The sequence below is a fragment of the Haloferax prahovense DSM 18310 genome (assembly GCF_000336815.1).
Lineage (GTDB): Archaea > Halobacteriota > Halobacteria > Halobacteriales > Haloferacaceae > Haloferax > Haloferax prahovense.
In genome coordinates this window covers 106,974-125,977 of record NZ_AOLG01000008.1, presented here as the reverse complement: position 1 = coordinate 125,977, position 19,004 = coordinate 106,974, and the positions used below count along the sequence as shown (strand labels likewise).

Here is a 19,004-nt window from a genome sequence, read left to right as displayed (position 1 = left end):
ACGCACCATTTCGACTATGACAGGATACACACGCGAGGAACTGCTCGCGGCACACGAACAGCTCGTCGACAACGAAGCGAACCTACTCACGGATGGCGGTTCCGAGCCGCCGGTCGTCGTCAAAATCGGCGGCGCGAAGGCCGTCGACCCGAAGGGAGCCGTCTCCGACGTGGCCCACCTCGTCGCCAACGGCACCGACGTGGTCGTCGTCCACGGCGGTTCGACCGCCGTCGACGAGACGCTCGAAGAACTCGGCGAGGAGCCGACGTACGTCGAGTCGCCCTCGGGCGTCTCCGGCCGCTTCACCGACGAGCGCACCATGGAGGTCTTCTCGATGGTGATGCCCGGCAAGCTCAACACGGACCTGACGGCGCTGTTCCGCGAGGCGGGCGTCGACGCGCTCGGCCTCTCGGGCGTCGACGGCGGCCTCCTGACCGGCCCGCGCAAGTCGGCCGTCCGGGTCATCGAAGACGGCAAGAAGAAAATCAAACGCGGCGACCACTCCGGGAAGATCACCTCGGTGAACGCGACGCTCCTCGAAACCCTCCTCGACGGTGGCTACACGCCCGTCGTGACCGTTCCGATGCTCGCCGACGACGGCGTGCCGGTCAACGCCGACGCCGACCGCGCCGCCGCTGCGGTCGCGGGCGCGCTCGGCGCGAAACTCGTCGTCCTCACCGACGTGAAAGGCGTCTACGCCGACCCCGACGACGAGTCAACGCTCATCGAGACGGCCGACACGCCCGAGGAGTTCTCGGCGCTCGAATCGGCCGCCGAGGGGTTCATGACGAAGAAGGTCATGGCCGCGAAGGAGGCGCTCGACGGCGGGGCCGCCGAGGTCATCGTCTCCGACGCGAACCTGAACGACCCCATCGTGACGGCGCTCAACGACGGCGGCACGCACGTGACGCCCGGCGCGCTGGTCGAAGCTGAGGAGGCCGAACAATGAGCGGCTTCGTCTTCAACGAGAAACCCATCGCCATCGAGTCCGGCGAGGGGCCGTATCTCTACTCCGACGACGGCACCGAGTACCTCGACTTCGGCGCGAGCTACGCCGTCGCGGCGCTCGGCCACTCCCACCCCGCGGTCACCTCGGCGATTCAAGAGCAGGCCGCGAAGCTGACCTACGTGCAGGCGTCGTACCCCGTCGAGGTCCGCACCGAACTCTACGAGAAGCTGGCGACGCTCGCGCCCGGCGGTATCTCGAACGTCTGGCTCTGTAACTCCGGCACGGAGGCCAACGAGGCGGCGATGAAGTTCGCCCGCTCGGCGACCGGCCGCCAGAAGATTATCGCCACGAAGCGCGCCTTCCACGGCCGCACCCTCGGGAGCCTCGCGCTCACGTGGAAACAGAAGTACAAGAAGCCCTACGAGCCGGTCGCCGGCGGCGTCGAGTTCGTCAGCTACGGCGACGAGGAGGAACTCGCCGAGGCCATCGACGACGAAACGGCCGCGGTCTTCTTGGAGCCGATTCAGGGCGAAGGCGGCATCAACCCCGCCGCGGCGGAGTACCTCCAGACCGCCCGCGACCTGACCGACGACGCCGGCGCGGCGCTCGTCTTCGACGAGATTCAGACCGGTATCGGTCGCACCGGGGCGCTGTGGGCCTGCGAGAACGCCGGCGTCGTCCCCGACATCCTCACGAGCGCGAAGGGCATCGCCAACGGCCTGCCGCTCGGCGCGACGCTCTGTGCCGACTGGATTGCGGACGGCGCGGCCTCTCACGGCTCGACGTTCTCCGGCGGTCCCGTAGTCTGTGCGGCGGCGAACGCCACCCTCGACACCATCGTCGAAGAGGACCTGCCCGGCCACGCGGCCGCGGTGGGCGACTACCTCACGACGGAGCTCGAAGCCGCCGTCGAGGAATACGACCTGCCGGTCCGCGAGGTCCGCGGCGACGGCCTCATGGTCGGCGTCGAGGTCAAACGCGGCGCGAACCGCACGCTGAAACACCTCGCGCTGTCCGAGCAGTTGCTCGCGCTCCCCGCGGGCCGGACGGTCGTCCGGTTCCTGCCGCCGCTCGTCATCGAGGAGGAACACGCCGACCGCGCGGTCGACGCCATGACGAACGTGTTATCATGAACGCCGAAATCGACCGCGAGGACGGCGAGGAGGCGAAAGCGGCGGCAGAAGCAGAAGCGGAGGCGACGGCGGAGACGACAGCCAACGCCGAAGCCGACGCCAGCGTGACCTCCGGCGCAGACGCCGACACCGACGCTCTCGACGAGGGCGAGTGGGTCGACGCGCGCCACCTCCTCTACGACATGGTCTCGACGCCCTCGGTGTCGGGCGACGAGGAGGCGGCCGCCGAGGTCCTGAAGGCGTTCTTCGAGGCGCACGACCGCGAGGTCTGGATAGACGAGGTCGGCAACGTCCGCGCGCCCGCCGACGACGCGGTGCTTCTCACCTCCCACGTCGACACCGTCCCCGGCGACGTGCCGGTGAAGATAGAAGACGGCGTCCTCTGGGGTCGCGGCAGCGTCGACGCGACGGGGCCGCTCTGCTCGATGGCCGCGGCGGCCGTCGAGACGGGCGTCTCGTTCGTCGGCGTCGTCGGCGAGGAGACCTCCTCGCGCGGCGCGTGGCACCTCGTGGAGGACCGCGAGGAGCCCGACGCGGTCGTCAACGGCGAGCCCTCGGGCTGGGACGGCGTCACGCTCGGCTACCGCGGGTTCCTCTCGGGAACGTACATCGCGACGAGCGAACTCGGCCACTCCTCGCGCCCCGAGGAGAACGCCATCCAGTCCGCGGTCGCGTGGTGGTCCCGCGTGGCCGACTTCTTCGACGAGGAGCGCGACGGCGTCTTCGACACGGTGACGACCAAGCCCGTAACGTTCGACGGCGGCCCGACCGACGACGGCCTCGCGGTCGAGGCGACGGTGGACGTGCAGTTCCGCGTCCCGCCGCGGCTCTCCATCGACGACGTGCGCGAGGTCGCGGAGGGCGAACTCACCCGCGGCGGCGTCCACTGGAACAAGCCCATCCCGCCGGTCATGATGAGCCCCCGCACCGACGTGGCGCGGGCGTTCCGCGTCGCCATCCGCAACGTCGGCGGCGTGAAACCCCGGCTCCTCCGGAAAACCGGGACCAGCGACATGAACATCTTCGCCGGCACGTGGGACTGCCCGATGGCGACCTACGGTCCCGGCGACTCGGACCTCGACCACGCCCCGAACGAACACCTCGACCTCGCCGAGTTCGACAGCGCCATCGACGTGCTCGTCGACGTGTGCGAGCGCCTCGCGGACGACTGAGGCGAGCGGCGAGGACGACCGACCGAGACGACGAACCGACACGGAGACACGACACACGACACAATGCTCGAAACCACCCACTTCACCGACATCGACGACATCAGCGCATCGGAGTTAGACCGCGTCCTCACCCGCGCCGCCGACATCAAGTCCGGCGACGACGAGACGCAACTCACCCGAGCGACGCTGGCGATGCTCTTCGAGAAGCCGAGTACCCGGACGCGTGTCTCCTTCGAGACGGGGATGACCGAACTGGGCGGCCACGCGCTGTTCCTCGGCCCCGAGGACATCCAGCTCGGCCACGGCGAGCCGCTTTCGGACACCGCGCGCGTGCTGGGTCGCTACGGCGACGCCATCATGGTCCGCCTGTTCGACCACGAGGACCTGCTCGAAATCGCCGAACACTCCGACGCGCCGGTCATCAACGGTCTGACCGACGACGCCCATCCCTGCCAGACGCTCGCCGACCTGCTCACCATCCGCGAGCACGTCGGCGACTTCGACGAGGTGCAGGCCGCGTGGGTCGGCGACGGCAACAACGTCGGCCAGTCGTTCGTCCTCGGCTGCGCGATGGCCGGCATCGACCTCACCGTGGCGACGCCGCCGGCGTACGGCGTCGACGACGACGTGCTCGAGAAGGCGGCGGAACTCGGCTCGACGCCGACGATTACGACCGACCCCGAGGAGGCCGTCGCTGACGCGGACGTGGTCTACACCGACGTCTGGATTTCGATGGGTCAGGAGGACCAGCGCCACGAGAAACTGCAGGCGTTCGAGGGATTCCAACTCAACGAGGACCTGCTTTCGAGCACCGACGCGAAGGTCATGCACTGTCTGCCGGCCCACCGCGGCGAGGAGATTACCGGCGACGTGCTCGAAGGCGAGCGCTCGCTCGTCTGGGACCAGGCGGAGAACCGCCTGCACGCCCAGAAAGGGCTCATCGTCGAACTGCTCGAAGAATAGTCCGGGTCTGCAGCGGTCGCCGCTCTTTTCAGCGTCTCAGAAGACGCCGTCGAGCGCGGGGTACGACGCCCCGAGGACGGCCCCGTAGACGACGTGGCCGACGAGGCTCGTCGCGTTCACGTTCGGGAGCGGCGGGTTCGCGGGCGAGCCGACCGCACCGAGCCACACGGGCATTACCAAGACGGCGAGGACGACCCAGAGGACGACGCCGTAGCCGACGCCCGCTCCGAGCGACCTGAGCGAACCGTCGAGGTCGAAGTCGAGGGCGCTCACGAGGCCGGCGAACGCGACGCCGAGAATCGCGCCGTGGGCGACGTGGATGGTGAAGCCGGCGGCCCCGCCCGTCAAGCCGTACATCGAGGGAATAGCGACTTCGAGGACCGGCCGCATCTGGACGACCATCATCGCTCCCATGACGACGGCGGCGAGCGAGCCGGCGGCGACGCCGGTGCGCCAAGAGGTGGCCGTCGTCGATTCGAGTCGTGTCGTGGCTGTTTCAGAGGCCATGGTTAGCGTGCCAACGTCTGGCACGATAACGGTCACTCGGACGGGCGGCACCGCCGCACCGCAGGGGTACCATTATACCGGACCTGTCGAGTCCGGCGGTGTCGAGGGCTCCGAGCCTTTTAATCGGATGGCGGCCGAGATTCTCCCGTGGCCCACGCCAACGGCGCACCCGACGACGGCGACGCGGACGGAGCGTGGCGGTTCTTCCCGTACGACGAGCCGTACCCCAACCAGGAGGCGGCGATGTCCGGCATCGCAGACGCCCTCGACGACGAGCGGAACGTCCTCCTCGAAGGGGCGACCGGGACCGGGAAGACCATCTCCGCGCTCGTGCCCGCGCTCTCGTACGCCCGCGAGCACGACAAGACGGTCGTCATCACGACGAACGTCCACCAGCAGATGCGCCAGTTCGTCGAGGACGCCCGCGCCATCACCAGAGAGGAGGCCATCCGCGCGGTGGTGTTCCGCGGGAAGTCCTCGATGTGCCACATCGACGTGGGCTTTCAGGAGTGCCAGACCCTCCGCGATACGACCCGGAGCATCGTCGAAAAGGAGTCCGACAAGGCCGAGCTCTCCGAGCAGGCGCAGTCGCTCCTCGACGGGATGCGCGAAGGCGAGTCCGGCGCGGCCGACGCGCGAAGCGCCGTCACGGACGAACTCGACAGCATCGACGACGAGCTAGAGGAGTTGAAGGAGGGCAACTACTGCGAGCACTACTACAACAATCTCGCGCGGAACACCGACGAGTTCTTCCAGTGGCTGTTCGACGACGTGCGGACGCCCGACGAGATTTTCGAGTACGCCGGGAAACAGAACCTCTGCGGCTACGAACTCCTCAAGGAGGGCATGGAGGGCATCGACCTCGTCGTCTGCAACTACCACCACCTGCTCGACCCGATGATACGCGAGCAGTTCTTCCGGTGGTTGGACCGCGACCCCGACGACGTGATTACGGTGTTCGACGAGGCGCACAACATCGAGAGCGCGGCCCGCGACCACGCGAGTCGCGCGCTCACCGAGAACACGCTCGAGAGCGCGATGAACGAGCTGGAAGACGAGGACGACTCGCGGGCCGAGAGCGCCCGCAACGTCATCGGGACGTTCCTCGACTCGCTTCGCGACAGCTACGAGGAAGCGTTCGGCTTCGGCGAGCGCGAGCAGGTCGGCGAGAACTGGTACGACCTCTCTATCGCCAATCAGGGCCGCCGCGACGACCTGACGATGGAGTTCCTGCAGTCCTACGAGGGCCGCGGCATCGACGTGGAAGTCGAACTCGCCCTCCAGTTGGGCAAGCAGTTAGACGAGCAGTACGAAGACGCGTACAAGAACGGCGAGGCGACGACGCGCAAGGAGTGCCAGACGCTACAGGCGGCGAACTTCATCGCCGACTGGACGGAGATGGGCGGCGAACTCGGCCGCCATCCGATGCTGTCGGTCCGGCGCGACGGCGGCACCGACGAGATTTACGGCCGCGCGGAGCTGTACACCTGTATCCCGCGCGAGGTCACGAAAGAACTGTTCGAGGAGGTCCACGCGAGCATCCTGATGTCGGCGACGCTCCGCCCGTTCGACGTGACGGAGGGGACTCTTGGCCTCAAAAACCCCGTCACGATGGCCTACGGCCTCGAATACCCCGAGGAGAACCGCCGGACATTTTCGGTGTCGCTGCCCGCGCTGTTCTCCTCCGAGCGCGACGAGCCGAGCACGCAGGAGACCATCGAGGGGATGCTGGCCGACGCGGCCACGTTCACGCCGGGCAACACGCTCGTGTTCTTCCCGTCGTACGCCGAGGCGGAGCGCTACCACGAGCGCCTACGGGCGAACCCAGACGTCGACGCGGAGCTGTTCTTGGACGAGCCGGGCGTCCGCGCCGAGGAGCTTCGCCGCGAGTTCGTCGGCAAGGACGGCGCGGTGCTTCTCACCTCGCTTTGGGGGACGCTCGCCGAGGGCGTGAGCTTCGACGGCGACGACGCCCGGACGGTCGTGGTCGTCGGCGTGCCCTACCCGCACCTCTCCGAGCGATTGGAGGCGGTACAGGACGCCTACGACCGCGCCTATCGCGGCAAGAAGGACGCCGGCTGGCGCTACGCCGTCGAGATTCCGACGATTCGAAAGACCAGACAGGCGCTCGGCCGGGTCATCCGCGCGCCCGACGACTTCGGCGTCCGCGTGCTGGCCGACAAGCGCTACACCCGCGAGAGCTCCTCGATGGGCAAGTACGGCGTCCGCGGGTCGTTCCCGGTCGAAGAGCGCGCCGAGATGGTCGACATCGCGCCGAACAAGCTCAAGTTCGCGATGCTGAACTTCTACAACGACCGCGACGCCTACGACGGCGACCCGCCGCGGCCCTGAGCGGGTCGCGGTCGGCACGGAAACGTCGGTCGCGACCGCCGTGCAATTCTTACCTGTTCGAACCAACACAGGGTGATGAGTGCGACCCCTCCCGGACCGAAGGGCCTCCCGTTGTTCGGCGCGAGCAGACAGTACGCCCGCGACCCGTTTACGTTCCTGACGGCTGTCGCGGACGCCTACGGCGACGTGGTCCACTTCGACCTCGGCCCGCTCGACACCTACATGCTCACGAATCCGGCGGACGTCGAGACGGTGCTCGTGAGCGAGGCGTCGAAGTTCAGGAAGCCGCAGTTCCAGGACCGCGCCATCGGCGACCTGCTTGGCGACGGCCTGCTCATGAGCGAGGGTGCGACGTGGAAGAAACAGCGCCAACTCGCCCAGCCGGCGTTCGACGTGCGGCGCATCTCGACGATGGCCGGCATGATGACCGACCGGACGGAGTCGATGCTGTCGTCGTGGGGCGACGGCGACGTGGTCGACGTGCAACTGGAGATGGCGCGGCTGACCGTCGAGATAATCGTCGACGCCATGTTCGGCACCGATCTCGACGACGAGCGCATTCGGCGGGTACAGGAGAACCTCGAACCGCTCGGGGCGCGGTTCGAACCCGACCCGTTTCGGTTCCTGACGCCCGACTGGGCCCCGACGCGGGAGAACCGCCAGTACAAGGAGGCGCTGTCCGAACTCGAATCGCTCGTCTGGGACATCGTCGAGGAGCGCCGCGGGACCGAGTACGGCGAGACGCCGGCGTCGTCGGTGTCGGCCGACGCGACGAGCGACGACCGGCCGATGGACCTGCTTTCGATTCTGCTCCGCGCCCACGACGAGGGCGAGCAGACCGAAAAGAACCTCCGCGACGAGCTGATGACGATGCTCCTCGCGGGCCACGACACGACGGCGCTGACGCTGACGTACGCGTGGTACCTGCTCTCGCAACACCCCGAGGCGGAGGCGAAGCTCCACCGCGAACTGGACGAGGTGCTCGGCGGGCGGACGCCGACGTTCGAAGACGTGCGGAAGCTGGAGTACACCGAACGCGTGCTGAACGAGGCGATGCGGCTGTACCCGCCGGTGTACGTCATGTTCCGCGAGCCGAAGGTGGACGTTCGTCTGGGCGGCTACCGCGTCCCGGAAGGCTCGGCCATCATGCTCCCGCAGTGGGTCGTCCACCGGTCGGAGCGCTGGTGGGACGACCCGCTTTCGTTCGACCCGGACCGCTGGGCACCCGAGCGGGCCGGGGACCGCCCGCGCTTCGCGTACTTCCCGTTCGGCGGGGGGCCGCGCCACTGCATCGGTAAGCACCTCTCGCTGCTCGAAGGGCGGCTCATCCTCGGCACCGTCGCCCAGCGGTACGAACTCGACTACGTCCGCGACGAGCCGTTCTCGCTTCGCGGGTCGCTGACGATGCACCCCGAAGAGCCGATGGGGATGCGGCTCCGGGCGCGCGACTGACGGGGCGGGGCGACACACCGGCGGTCGTCGCTTCGCCGACGGCGACGCGGTCGAATCGCCGCCGTCAGGCCGGAAGCGAAATCGAGTCCGCGGTCTCGCGGAACGACGAGTCGTAGATGTCGAGCTGCGAGACGGTCCACTCGACGGGCTCGATGGACTGGCTCGCGACCGCGCGGGCGTCCGCGAGACTGCCGCCGCGGGCGAGCGTGACGTGCGGGACGTACTCGTCGCCCTCCAGTCCGTCGACAGCGCCGAACTCGTCAGTGAGCGCGCGGTGCAGGTCGGCGAGGCCGGGGCTCTCGACAGCGAGATAGACGACTGGCGCGGCTCCGCGCGGCGGCGCTTCGAAGAACCGGATGTCGGTCACGCGGGCTTCGAACGCCGGCTGACCGGCGAGCACGCGCCGCAACTGTTCGTGTAAGCGGTCGAACTCGGTGTCTTCGAACCGCTTGCAGACGAGCGTGTGCCGGTCGCGAACCCGGTCGAACGGGGCGAGGTACGGAAACAGGTCGGACGCGAGGCGGGCGACCCGCCCCGGAACCGGGACGTTCAGACTGTACACGCCCGTGACTCACGCGAGAGACACAAAGGCGTATCGTCGCCGCGGGGGGTCAGATTCGGTCGAGCAGCCAGAGGACGATGAGCGCCGCGACGACGAGTCCCAGAATCGGCTGGAGCGGGCCGAGCAACGCGCCGAACAGCCCGAGCACCTCGCCGATGATTTCGAGCACGAGCCAGACGAGGACGAGCAGGAGGATGATTTTCAGCAGGTCCTCCACGTCGATTCGGCCGCGGTTCGTTCGCATACGGGGCGGTCGGGCGTTCGCGGACAAATAGCTGGTGGCCGGGTAGCTTTATTCCGCTTCGGTGTCACTCTCCACCATGGACAGCCTGTTCTACCAACTCGGGAAGCTCTCGGCGTCCTCGTCGTCTTCGTCGTCGGGCGCGGGGCGGGTCGACAGCGAGCCCGGCCGAATCCCGCGTTGGCTTGGTCCCCTCGCCGTCGCGGTGATCGTCTTCGGCCTCGCCGTCGTCGTCTTCCCCGTCACGCCGCTGACGCTCGCGGGATACGTCGTCCTCGCGCTCGCCGTCGCCGCGGTGTACGACGCGGTCGAAATCGTGCAGGCGTACGAAAAGCGGACGCTGACCGTGTTCGGCGACTACAAGGGCATCCTCGAACCGGGGCTGAACGTCGTCCCGCCGTTCGTCTCGAAGACCTACCGCTTCGACATGCGAACCCAGACGCTCGACGTGCCCTCCCAAGAGGCCATCACGGAGGACAACTCCCCCGTGACGGCGGACGCCGTCGTCTACATCCGCGTGATGGACCCCGAACGCGCCTTCCTGCAGGTCGACAACTACCGCCGGGCCGTCTCGCTGCTCGCGCAGACGACGCTGCGGGCCGCCCTCGGCGACATGGAACTCGACGAGACGCTGGCGCGCCGGGACCACATCAACGCGCGCATCCGCCGGGAACTCGACGAGCCGACCGACGAGTGGGGCGTCCGCGTCGAATCCGTCGAGGTCCGCGAGGTGAAGCCCTCGAAGGACGTCGAGACCGCGATGGAACAACAGACCTCCGCCGAGCGCCGCCGCCGCGCCATGATTCTCGAAGCGCAGGGCGAACGTCGCTCCGCCGTCGAGAAGGCGCAGGGCGACAAGCAGTCGAACATCATCCGCGCGCAGGGGGAAAAGCAGTCACAGATTCTCGAAGCGCAGGGTGACGCCATCTCGACGGTTCTGCGGGCCCGCGCGGCGGAGTCGATGGGCGAGCGCGCCATCATCGACAAGGGCATGGAGACGCTGGGGAACATCGGAACCTCGCCGTCGACGACGTACATCCTCCCGCAGGAACTCACGTCGCTGCTCGGCCGCTACGGAAAGGGGTTGACCGGCTCCGATATACAGCAGGCAGCGGGCCTCGAAAGCAAGGCGTTCGACGAGGAGACCCGCGAACTCCTCGGCCTCGACGACATCAGTGAGATACTCGGTGAGTTGGACGGCATCGAGACGGCGGACATCTCCGCCGACGCGGTCGACATCGAAATCGAAGACGGCGGCGTCGAGGCTGAGCGGGTCGAGTGAGCCAAAAATCGAATACGCGAAGCAGTCGCGATTCCACCGACGCGCCGAGGGGCCGGTGCAGCGTCGTGTCCGGTCTGCGGGGCGACCGGCGCGAGCCCCGTCGTCCGGCCGTCGCGGTTCGGCGAGGCGCGGGACGGACGTGAAACGGGAGCCGCTCGGGTCGTCGGAGTCGGAATCGGCGACTGATTCCCCGTCGCTCGTCGCGGTCGAACGGGAGTCGGAACCCTCGGGAACGTTCCCTCGAACGCAGGCGAGAGACGGGCGTCGGCGTCCCACCACCGGTCTGCGGTTCGCGCAGACACCGTTCGATACGTAATAAACACTATTAATTGTCTAGGTTGTTGAAATGTGAGGCGCGTTTGTCGACAATCGACAACCCGAGCGATTAATCACCTTTATTTCTATTTTTCACCACGTAGAATAATTTAACCACGTCCGACTCCGACCGTGTGGTATGCAACAGCAGTCGTCGGTCGGCACGCGGTCGCTGTCGGCGTCCCGCGCCGAGATGAGCGAGATTTTGATGCCCAACGACACGAACAACCTCGGACGCGCCCTCGGGGGGCGGATTCTGGAGTGGATGGACGTTTGCGGGGCCATCGCCGGGCGACGCTTCGCCGAGCGGCAGGTAGTCACGGCGTCGATGGACCACGTGGACTTCCTCGCACCCATCGACGTGGGCGACGTGGTGACCGTCGAGGCGTACGTCTTCGACACCGGTCGCACCAGCATGGACATCAAGGTCGACGTGACCGCCGAGCGACCGAGCGAGGGCGACCGCCGCGAGACCATCACCTCCTTTTTCCCCTTCGTCGCGCTCGACGACGACGAGAAACCGATTCCGGTTCCGGACCTCGTCTGCGACTCCCAAGAGGAGCGCGAACTGCGCGACGCGGCGCTTCAGAAGCGCCGCGAGCACCGCGCCGCGCTGGCAGAAGAGTTCGAGTAACGCGGACCGCGAGGGGTCGCAGCGCTTATTTTTCGTCCGCCGCGCGGACGGTCAACACCGGTGCGTCGGACTGGCGGACGACGCGCTCCGTGACGGAGCCGACGAGGTAGTGGTCGAGGCCGGTTCGACCGTGGGTCGCCATCACGACGAGGTCGACCTCGGCGTCGGCGGCGTAGTCGACGATAGTCGAGTGAGGCACGCCCTCCTCGACGATGCGTTCGGTCGCGACGCTGTCAGGGAGCGCCTCGACGGCGGCGTCGGCCGCCGACTCCGCGCGGTCGAGTTCGGACTTCTCCCACACGTCCGGCGCGATGCCGGCCGAGGGCGACTCGAAGCGGTTACGCGAGTCGGCCACGGACAGGACGTGGACCGTCGCGCCGTACGTTTCGGCGAGGGTCGCCGCGTGCTCGATGGTCGCATCGGTCGCGTCGCTACCGTCGGTCGGAAGCAGGATGTGGTCGTACATGGGTGAGGGTTCAGAATCGAGGACTGTGAAAGTGGTGCCGGTGAAAACGGTTCGAGTGGGTCGTTAGATGCCCAGCGCCATCATGAACAGCGCAATCGAGATGACGGCGAAGAGGACGCCGACGAAGTTCTTGATGACGTCGGTCTCCAGCGCGTTCGACACGTAGGGGGCGATTTGGCCGCCGAGGACCGTCGCGGGGACGGTGAAGACGACCATGTTCCACGGCGTCGTCGCGAGGCTCAACGAGTGACCGCCGACGATACCGCCGCCGAAGACGTGGACGAGCGACGCCAGGATGGCGGTCAGCGCGACCACGATGTGGTTCGTACCGATGGCGACGCGGACGGGGACTTTCGTGCTGAGCATCGAGATGATGCCGAGTTCGCCGACGCCGAAGCCGGCGAGGCCCTGGAACATCCCGCCGACGCTGTAGTTGGCGAAGCGGCGCAGGTAGCCGCCGCGGGTGTAGGTGTAGTCGTCGCCCTCGCGGTCGACGCGGGTGACGGTGCCGTCGTCGGCCGTGTGGACGCCCGCGGGGCCGAGCTTACCGGGGTCGTTGGGGAGGCTCGCGGAGACGGTGCCGCCGTCGGTGGCCGCGGCGTGGTCGGAGTCCGACGAGCCGGGTTCGTCGTGGCCGAGGTCGGCGTTGAACAGCAGGTAGGACGCGGCGAGCAGCGCGATTCCGAGCAGCGCGTGGAACACCACGTCGGGGATGACGAACGACAGGAGCGCGCCGCCGACGACGAACGGAATCGAGCCGCCGACGAGCGTCAGCGCCAGTCGCCGGTCGACGAGGCCGTACTGGATGAAAGCGACGGCCGAACTGGAGAGGCCGAACGCCTCGCTGATGAGGCCAACTTTCACCAGCGTCGACGAGTCGAGCGGGTGCGCGAAGATGGGGAAGATGAAGATGAGGAACGGGACGAAGAGCGCCGACCCGCTGATGCCGACCGTGTTCACGATGGTCGCGCCGGTGAGGAACACCGGGAACAGCCACCAGTACTGGAGCCAGTACTCCATGCCTGCACCCGACGGCGTCGGTGCCATGGTGAACACCGAGGCGAGGAACAGCAGGGGAGCGATGAACACGAGGATGTGTTGGTACTTCAGGAACGACTTCTGGACGTGACTGAGAGACTGAGAGCTCATGGTTCTCGTTGTTATCAGTACGCAGTAGCGTTCGCGTGCACTCGCGTGGAGTGGCACGTCGAAAACAGCCCGTTCGCCGAGTCATCAGCGGCACCGACCCGCGCGTGTTCACCGTCTCCCGAGGATGCGACCGCGTCGCACGCCGGATGGGCCGGCGTGCGGTGGTCGCCCGAACTATCGAGCACTCCGTGCTCGAATCCGCGGACCATTCAGGTAATGCCTCCGTTGGGGTAGGCGTGGTGAACGGTGTGGGTTGCAGGCTCGTCCGCCGAGGTGCGGATCACGGTGGAACGGGCATAACGAGGTCGGGCTAATAAGTCTTGATGTCGACCCCCCAATTTGGGTACGGTCCACACACCGACGCGCGTCGAAAAACCAGTAACATGTATTTCTATCCAAAATCTGTGCTCAGTCGTTGGGTTCGAACGCCCGTCTGACCAGCGCCCGTTCGGTCTCGTAGGTGAGCCGTTCGAGCGCTGCGGCGGGGGTGGCCCACTGGCGCGCGTCGACCTCGCCGTCGGGTTCGAACGGGCGCTCGTCGGCGACGCGCATGTGCCAGACGAACACGCCCTTCGGGCCGCTCCGTGTCCCCGCGTCGTCGGGAACGCGGTACTCGTAGCGCCCGGCGAACCGGCCGCAGTCGACCTCGCATCTCGTCTCCTCGCGGACCTCTCTGACGGCGGTCTCGATCAGCGTCTCGCCCGGTTCGAGCTTCCCCTTCGGGAGCGACCAGTCGTCGTAGCGCGGCCGGTGGACGAGACAGAGTCGGCCGTCGTCGCGGCGGAGGAGTCCGCCGGCCGCGAACGTCAGGGTCGGTGGTGAGGACACGACCGGTCAGAACTCGTCCGGGGGCGTCAGGCCGTCGTCGGCCTCGCCGTCGTGTTCGTCGGGGTACTCGGGCGCGACGCCGTCTTCGAGCGCGTCCACGTCGAACTCGCGGCGGAGGTTCTGGATGCGGTCGCGGATGTCGGCGGCGAGTTCGAACTCGAGGTTGTCGGCGGCCTCCTGCATCCGGTCTTCGAGGAAGGCTATCTGTTCCACCGCCTCGTCGGCGTCGGCGGGTTCGTCGCCGGAGACGCCGCGGGTGTCGGTCTTGCTCCCCGGCAGGTTCGTCTCGCCGACCTCCTTTGCGATGGTCGTCGGCGTGTAGCCGTGTTCCTCGTTGAACTCCTGTTGGATGCGGCGGCGGCGCTGCGTCTCGGAAATGGCTGCCTCCATCGCGTCCGTCATCTCGTCGGCGTAGAGCACGACCTCGCCGTTGACGTTGCGGGCGGCGCGACCCATCGTCTGGACGAGCGTGGTCTCGGAGCGCAGGAAGCCCTGCTGGTCGGCGTCGAGGATGGCGACGAGCGAGACCTCCGGGATGTCGAGGCCCTCCCGGAGGAGGTTGATGCCGACGAGCACGTCGATGTCGCCGAGGCGGAGCGACCGGATGAGTTCGTGGCGTTCGAGCGTGTCGGTCTCGTCGTGCATGTAGGCCACGTCGACGCCGGCCTCTTCGAGGTACTCGGTGAGGTCTTCGGCCATCCGCTTCGTGAGCGTCGTGACGAGCACGCGCTCGTCGCGGTCGATGCGCTCGTCGATGCGGGCCATGAGGTCGTCGACCTGTCCGGTCGCCTCCGTCACCTCGACTTTCGGGTCCACGAGGTGGGTTGGCCGAACGATTTGCTCGACGATTTGGTCGGAGTGCTCGCGCTCGTAGTCGCCGGGGGTCGCGGAGACGAACAGCGCCTGTCCGACGGTCTCTTCGAACTCCTCGAAGGTGAGCGGGCGGTTGTCGTAGGCCGTCGGCAGGCGGAAGCCGTTTTCGACGAGCGAGTCCTTTCGGGACTTGTCGCCGGCGTACTGGCCCTTAATCTGCGGGAGCGTGACGTGCGACTCGTCGATGACGGTGAGGAAGTCGTCGGGGAAGTAGTCGAGGAGCGTGTAGGGCGCGTCGCCCGGCTCGCGGTCAGAGAGGTGGACCGAGTAGTTCTCGATGCCGGAGCAGTGGCCCGTCTCGCGGAGCATCTCGATGTCGAAGGTGGTGCGCTCTTCGATGCGCTGGGCGGCCACGAGGTCGCCCTGTCGCTGGAAGTGCTTCACCCGCTGTTCCATCAGCTCCTCGATTTCCGAGATGGCTCCTTCGAGCTGCTCTTCGGGGATGGAGTAGTGCTCCGCCGGGTGGACGAGCACCGCCGGCTCCGACGACTTGACCTCGCCCTCCAGCGGGTCGAGCTTCAGCATCCGGTCGATTTCGTCGCCCCAGAACTCGATGCGGACGGCGTAGCGACCGTACATCGGGAACACCTCGACGGTGTCGCCGCGGACGCGGAACGTGCCCTGTCGGAAGTCCACGTCGTTTCGCTCGTAGTTGAGGTCGACGAGCGCGCCGAGCAGTTCGTCGCGGTCCATCTGCTGGCCGACCTCCAACCGGAGAGACATGTCGGTGTAGTTCGTCGGGTCGCCGAGGCCGTAGATGGCGGACACCGAGGCGACGACGATGACGTCGTCGCGGGTGAGAAGCGACCGGGTCGCGGAGTGGCGGAGCCGGTCGATTTCCTCGTTTATCGACATGTCCTTGTCGATGTAGGTGTCGGTCTGTTCGATGTACGCCTCGGGCTGGTAGTAGTCGTAGTAGGAGACGAAGTACTCGACCGCGTTGTCGGGAAAGAGACTCTTGAACTCCTCGTACAACTGGGCGGCGAGCGTCTTGTTGTGCGCGAGGACGAGCGTCGGCTTCTGAATCTCCTCGACCACCCACGAGACGGTGTTTGTCTTGCCGGAACCGGTGACACCGAGCAGGGTCTGCACGTCGGCACCCTCGCGGAAGCCGCGGGCCAGCGCCTCGATTGCCTCGGGCTGGTCGCCCGCGGGGTCGAAGGGGGCGTCGACGCGGAATTCGCGGTCTGCGTCGGGTCTGTCGGCGGACAGGGGACCGGACTCGCTCATTGCCCGTCCTTGGGTCGCGGCGTACTTGAGCGAGGCGGTGCTTGTCGCCGGAGGAACGGTTTTGGGTCGGGCTGTCGAACCGTTCAGTATGACGCGAGCCGAACTCGAACGCGCGAGCAACCTGCTCAAGGAAGCCGCCGAGGCGACCGAGGGCGACGTGCAGGAGCGACTCTACGAACAGTCCGACCAGCTCGCGAAGCTGGCGACGCGCGAGCAGGGACCGGACCACGGGCGACTCGCCCGCCACATGACGGTCCTCCACGAACTCGCCGAGGGCCTCGACGGCGACGTCGCCGAGACAGTCCGCGAGGCTCGAAGCGAAGTTCTCGAATACCGCAAGGGCGTCCCCGGCGTCTGACGACCGGCTGACAAACCCCCTCGTTTCTACTGGAACTCGCCCGTTACGCCGCGAGTCGGCGCTGTCAGCACTGGGCGAACGAAGATACAAGTTCCGAGCATAACGCACAGCGAGCCAGGCCGAAGTCGAGTCTCGCGGCTGTTTTCCCCACCGTGAGGCGCGCTGCGTCTCACGAGCCGTCGTTCCGCTACCGTTCACGGAGACGGTTTACTCCGGGTGGGTCGCCAACGGCGACCCTCTGTGAGTGAAAAGGGGGCTTAGCAGACGTTCTTCGGCTTGACGCCCATGCCTTCCAGCGTCTCGACGTACTCGTCGTAGGCGGCTTCGACCACCGCGTCGGCGGCCTCGCGGGCGACGGCGTCGTCCTCGACGAGGCCGTCGATGGCGGCTTCGAGCGTGTCGAGTTGGTCGTTGAGGTCGGACTTGAGCGTGCGGAAGTCGTTGGCGGCCATCGGGTCCGCGTCGCCGACGAAGAAGCCGACCATCTGCTCGACGGTCTTCAGCGACACGAGCGCGCGGGCGAGCGCGCCGCCGAGGCGGCCGTCGGTCGTCTCGAACTCGGCGAGCACGTCGTAGACGTTCGGCTTCGAGCCGTCGGACTCCGCGCCGACGGTTTCGGCGTGCTCCCGGGCGGTGTCGGCGAGGTCCGAAAAGAGCGCGGCCGCCTCGTCGTTCGGTTCGTCGTCTGCCCACCAGTCGAACAGGTCGGCGGCGGCGGCGGCCTCGGCGGCGGCCGCGGCGCGGACCGCGTCGCCGTCCATCTCGCCGCCGGTGACGGCGTACAGCGCCTTCGAGGAGCCGAGTCGGGAAAGCGGCGTCTCGTGGTCGTCGCGGAGGGTGTCGAGGAGTTCGGACATACGCTCCCGTATGTCCGTCTCGGGTTTGTACCCATCGGCGGCGGCGAGTCCGGCGCGGGTCTGCGACGACCCGACCCGACCCCAGACGACGACCGGCGTGTCGGCCGGTTCGTGACATTCTACCGAATCGAACTAGCAGGAATATTAAACATTATATATTGTATTATCATGAGGTTATCCGAGCTATGACAAACGCTATCAGGCAGGCGGCGGAGCGCAGTTCGAAACTGGTCGAACAGTACCTCCCCGACGCGTTCCTGTTCGCCATCATCCTGACCGGAGTGGCGTTCGTGCTGGCGCTGGTGTCGGTCGCGCCGGCCGAGGGGGTCGGCGTGGTCGGACACGCCGGGAACCTCCTCATCGACGGCTGGTACGGCGGCTTCTGGAACCTGCTTTCGTTCGGGATGCAGATGACGCTCATCCTGATGACGGGCTACGCGCTCGCGCAGACGAAGCCCGTGGACTGGCTCCTGACGCGCCTCGCGGGCGTCCCGAACACGGAGCGAGGGGCGGCCGCGATGGTGCCGGTCGTCGCCGCCGCGGCGTCGTTCGTCCACTGGGGCCTCGGCCTCGTCGTCGGGGCGCTGTTCGCCCGGAAGATAGCGACCGAGATGCGCGGCATCGACTTCCCCATCGTCGTCGCCGGGGCGTACTCCGGGTTCGTCGTCTGGCACGGCGGTCTCGCGGGGTCGATTCCGCTCCTGTTGAACACCGAGGGGAACTTCCTCATCGAGGCGGGCATCCTCGACACGACGTTCGGCACCGGCGGGACCATCTTCACGGTCGCCAACCTCGTGTTGGTCGTCGCGGTCGGCTTCCTCTTCCTGCCGGCGCTGTTCGCGCTCATGTACCCGACCGACGACGCGAAGAAGACGCCCATCGACCCCGCGGCGTTCGAGACGGCGACCGACGGCGGCGAGCAGGCGACCGGCGGGTGGGCCTCCACGGCCGTCCCCGACGACGCCTCGCTCGCGACGCGCATCGAGCACTCGCTCGGCATCGGCGTGGCAATCGGCGTCGTCGGCCTGCTCGCGGTCGCCCTGTACTTCTGGGAGGGCGTCCAGAACGGGACGATGCCGTGGAACAATCTCAACCTGAACATCGTCAACTTCGGTTTCCTCTTTCTCGGCCTGCTGTTCCACGGGACGCCCAAGGCGTACATCGAGGCCGTCGTCGAGGCCGTCGAGAACGTCTGGGGAATCATCCTCCAGTTCCCCTTCTACGCGGGCATCATGGGCATCATGGCCTACGCGCCGGAGGGCTCCGTCAGCCTCGCCACGCAAATCGCACAGGGCATGGTCGCCGTCGCGCCCGACGGGACGCTCCCGGCCTTTGCCTTCTTCACCGCCGGCCTCGTGAACTTCTTCGTCCCCTCCGGCGGGGGCGAGTGGGCCGTCATCGGTGAGACGCTCGTCACGGCCGCGAAGGCGTCCGGCGAGTCCATCCCGCGGGTCGCCGTCGCCGCCTCGTGGGGCGACGCGTGGACCAACATGATTCAGCCCTTCTGGGCCATCCCGCTGCTCTCCATCAGCGGCCTGTCGGTCCGCGACATCATGGGCTACTGCGTGATGGTGCTTCTCGGCGCGGGCGTACTCGTCGCCGTCGGCATCAGCGTCCTGCCGATGTGAACCCCAAAAAGAACCGGTCGGTCGGTATCGAAACGAACTGAGGCCGAGGCGGC

Annotated in this window: 18 protein-coding genes; 10 read left to right on the top strand and 8 right to left on the bottom strand. The window is 67.3% G+C overall.

What is annotated here, in order from left to right; translation table 11 throughout:
- Window positions 1-16: 16 nt before the first annotated feature.
- The 4 genes from C457_RS00630 (at window position 17) to argF (ending at window position 4,217) form a co-directional block, all read left to right on the top strand.
- Window positions 17-949 carry an acetylglutamate/acetylaminoadipate kinase gene (locus C457_RS00630; RefSeq protein ID WP_008091004.1) on the top strand — a complete coding sequence of 311 codons (933 nt, stop codon included), beginning with the start codon at window positions 17-19 and terminating at the stop codon, window positions 947-949.
- The gene (locus C457_RS00625; protein WP_008091002.1) at window positions 946-2,082 is read left to right on the top strand and encodes an aspartate aminotransferase family protein; all 1,137 of its coding nucleotides are present in this window, start codon (window positions 946-948) and stop codon (window positions 2,080-2,082) included. Before C457_RS00630 ends, C457_RS00625 begins: the two co-directional genes overlap by 4 nt.
- Window positions 2,079-3,254 carry a [LysW]-lysine hydrolase gene (locus C457_RS00620; protein ID WP_008090999.1) on the top strand — a complete coding sequence of 392 codons (1,176 nt, stop codon included), beginning with the start codon at window positions 2,079-2,081 and terminating at the stop codon, window positions 3,252-3,254. The genes C457_RS00625 and C457_RS00620 overlap by 4 nt, the downstream gene beginning before the upstream one ends.
- Window positions 3,255-3,317: 63 nt before the next feature.
- Window positions 3,318-4,217, top strand: coding sequence for an ornithine carbamoyltransferase (gene argF / locus C457_RS00615; RefSeq protein WP_008090997.1), 900 nt, complete (start codon window positions 3,318-3,320; stop codon window positions 4,215-4,217).
- 36 nt (window positions 4,218-4,253) lie between these two features.
- On the opposite strand, the gene C457_RS00610 is transcribed toward argF, so the two are convergent.
- On the bottom strand, window positions 4,254-4,724 hold the full coding sequence (locus C457_RS00610; RefSeq protein WP_008090996.1) for a hypothetical protein: 471 nt from the start codon (window positions 4,722-4,724) through the stop codon (window positions 4,254-4,256).
- Window positions 4,725-4,871: 147 nt separating this feature from the next.
- Here C457_RS00610 and C457_RS00605 point away from each other — a divergent pair, with 147 nt between their 5' ends.
- Entirely contained in the window at window positions 4,872-7,076 is a 2,205-nt protein-coding gene (locus C457_RS00605; RefSeq protein WP_008090993.1) for an ATP-dependent DNA helicase, read from the top strand.
- Window positions 7,077-7,151: 75 nt separating this feature from the next.
- Window positions 7,152-8,528, top strand: coding sequence for a cytochrome P450 (locus tag C457_RS00600; RefSeq protein ID WP_049913333.1), 1,377 nt, complete (start codon window positions 7,152-7,154; stop codon window positions 8,526-8,528).
- Window positions 8,529-8,592: 64 nt separating this feature from the next.
- Here C457_RS00600 and C457_RS00595 read toward each other — a convergent pair whose 3' ends face one another.
- Both C457_RS00595 and C457_RS00590 read right to left on the bottom strand, forming a co-directional pair.
- Window positions 8,593-9,090: a 2'-5' RNA ligase family protein gene (locus C457_RS00595; RefSeq protein ID WP_008090989.1), complete on the bottom strand. Its 498-nt coding sequence runs from the start codon at window positions 9,088-9,090 to the stop codon at window positions 8,593-8,595.
- A gap of 49 nt (window positions 9,091-9,139) precedes the next feature.
- On the bottom strand, window positions 9,140-9,334 hold the full coding sequence (locus C457_RS00590) for a DUF7554 family protein (protein WP_004974006.1): 195 nt from the start codon (window positions 9,332-9,334) through the stop codon (window positions 9,140-9,142).
- A 76-nt stretch (window positions 9,335-9,410) separates the two neighbouring features.
- Here C457_RS00590 and C457_RS00585 point away from each other — a divergent pair, with 76 nt between their 5' ends.
- Entirely contained in the window at window positions 9,411-10,613 is a 1,203-nt protein-coding gene (locus tag C457_RS00585; RefSeq protein ID WP_008090984.1) for an SPFH domain-containing protein, read from the top strand.
- A gap of 454 nt (window positions 10,614-11,067) precedes the next feature.
- A complete protein-coding gene (locus tag C457_RS00580; RefSeq protein ID WP_008090983.1) occupies window positions 11,068-11,562 on the top strand; it encodes an acyl-CoA thioesterase in 495 nt (164 codons plus the stop codon).
- A 25-nt stretch (window positions 11,563-11,587) separates the two neighbouring features.
- Here C457_RS00580 and C457_RS00575 read toward each other — a convergent pair whose 3' ends face one another.
- From C457_RS00575 to uvrB, 4 genes are all read right to left on the bottom strand, one after another.
- On the bottom strand, window positions 11,588-12,028 hold the full coding sequence (locus C457_RS00575) for a universal stress protein (protein ID WP_008090982.1): 441 nt from the start codon (window positions 12,026-12,028) through the stop codon (window positions 11,588-11,590).
- A 63-nt stretch (window positions 12,029-12,091) separates the two neighbouring features.
- Window positions 12,092-13,177, bottom strand: coding sequence for a sulfite exporter TauE/SafE family protein (locus C457_RS00570; protein ID WP_008090981.1), 1,086 nt, complete (start codon window positions 13,175-13,177; stop codon window positions 12,092-12,094).
- Window positions 13,178-13,585: 408 nt separating this feature from the next.
- Entirely contained in the window at window positions 13,586-14,005 is a 420-nt protein-coding gene (locus C457_RS00565) for an NUDIX hydrolase (protein WP_008090980.1), read from the bottom strand.
- A 6-nt stretch (window positions 14,006-14,011) separates the two neighbouring features.
- Window positions 14,012-16,108 carry an excinuclease ABC subunit UvrB gene (gene uvrB / locus C457_RS00560; RefSeq protein ID WP_008090979.1) on the bottom strand — a complete coding sequence of 699 codons (2,097 nt, stop codon included), beginning with the start codon at window positions 16,106-16,108 and terminating at the stop codon, window positions 14,012-14,014.
- An 88-nt stretch (window positions 16,109-16,196) separates the two neighbouring features.
- Between uvrB and C457_RS00555 the strand changes: the two genes are divergently transcribed.
- Window positions 16,197-16,466 (top strand): DUF7553 family protein, encoded by a 270-nt coding sequence (locus C457_RS00555; RefSeq protein ID WP_008090978.1) that lies wholly within the window; start codon window positions 16,197-16,199, stop codon window positions 16,464-16,466.
- A 257-nt stretch (window positions 16,467-16,723) separates the two neighbouring features.
- Here C457_RS00555 and C457_RS00550 read toward each other — a convergent pair whose 3' ends face one another.
- The gene (locus C457_RS00550) at window positions 16,724-17,323 is read right to left on the bottom strand and encodes a hypothetical protein (RefSeq protein WP_008090975.1); all 600 of its coding nucleotides are present in this window, start codon (window positions 17,321-17,323) and stop codon (window positions 16,724-16,726) included.
- A gap of 185 nt (window positions 17,324-17,508) precedes the next feature.
- Between C457_RS00550 and C457_RS00545 the strand changes: the two genes are divergently transcribed.
- Window positions 17,509-18,951 (top strand): short-chain fatty acid transporter, encoded by a 1,443-nt coding sequence (locus tag C457_RS00545; protein WP_008090973.1) that lies wholly within the window; start codon window positions 17,509-17,511, stop codon window positions 18,949-18,951.
- Window positions 18,952-19,004: the final 53 nt, after the last annotated feature.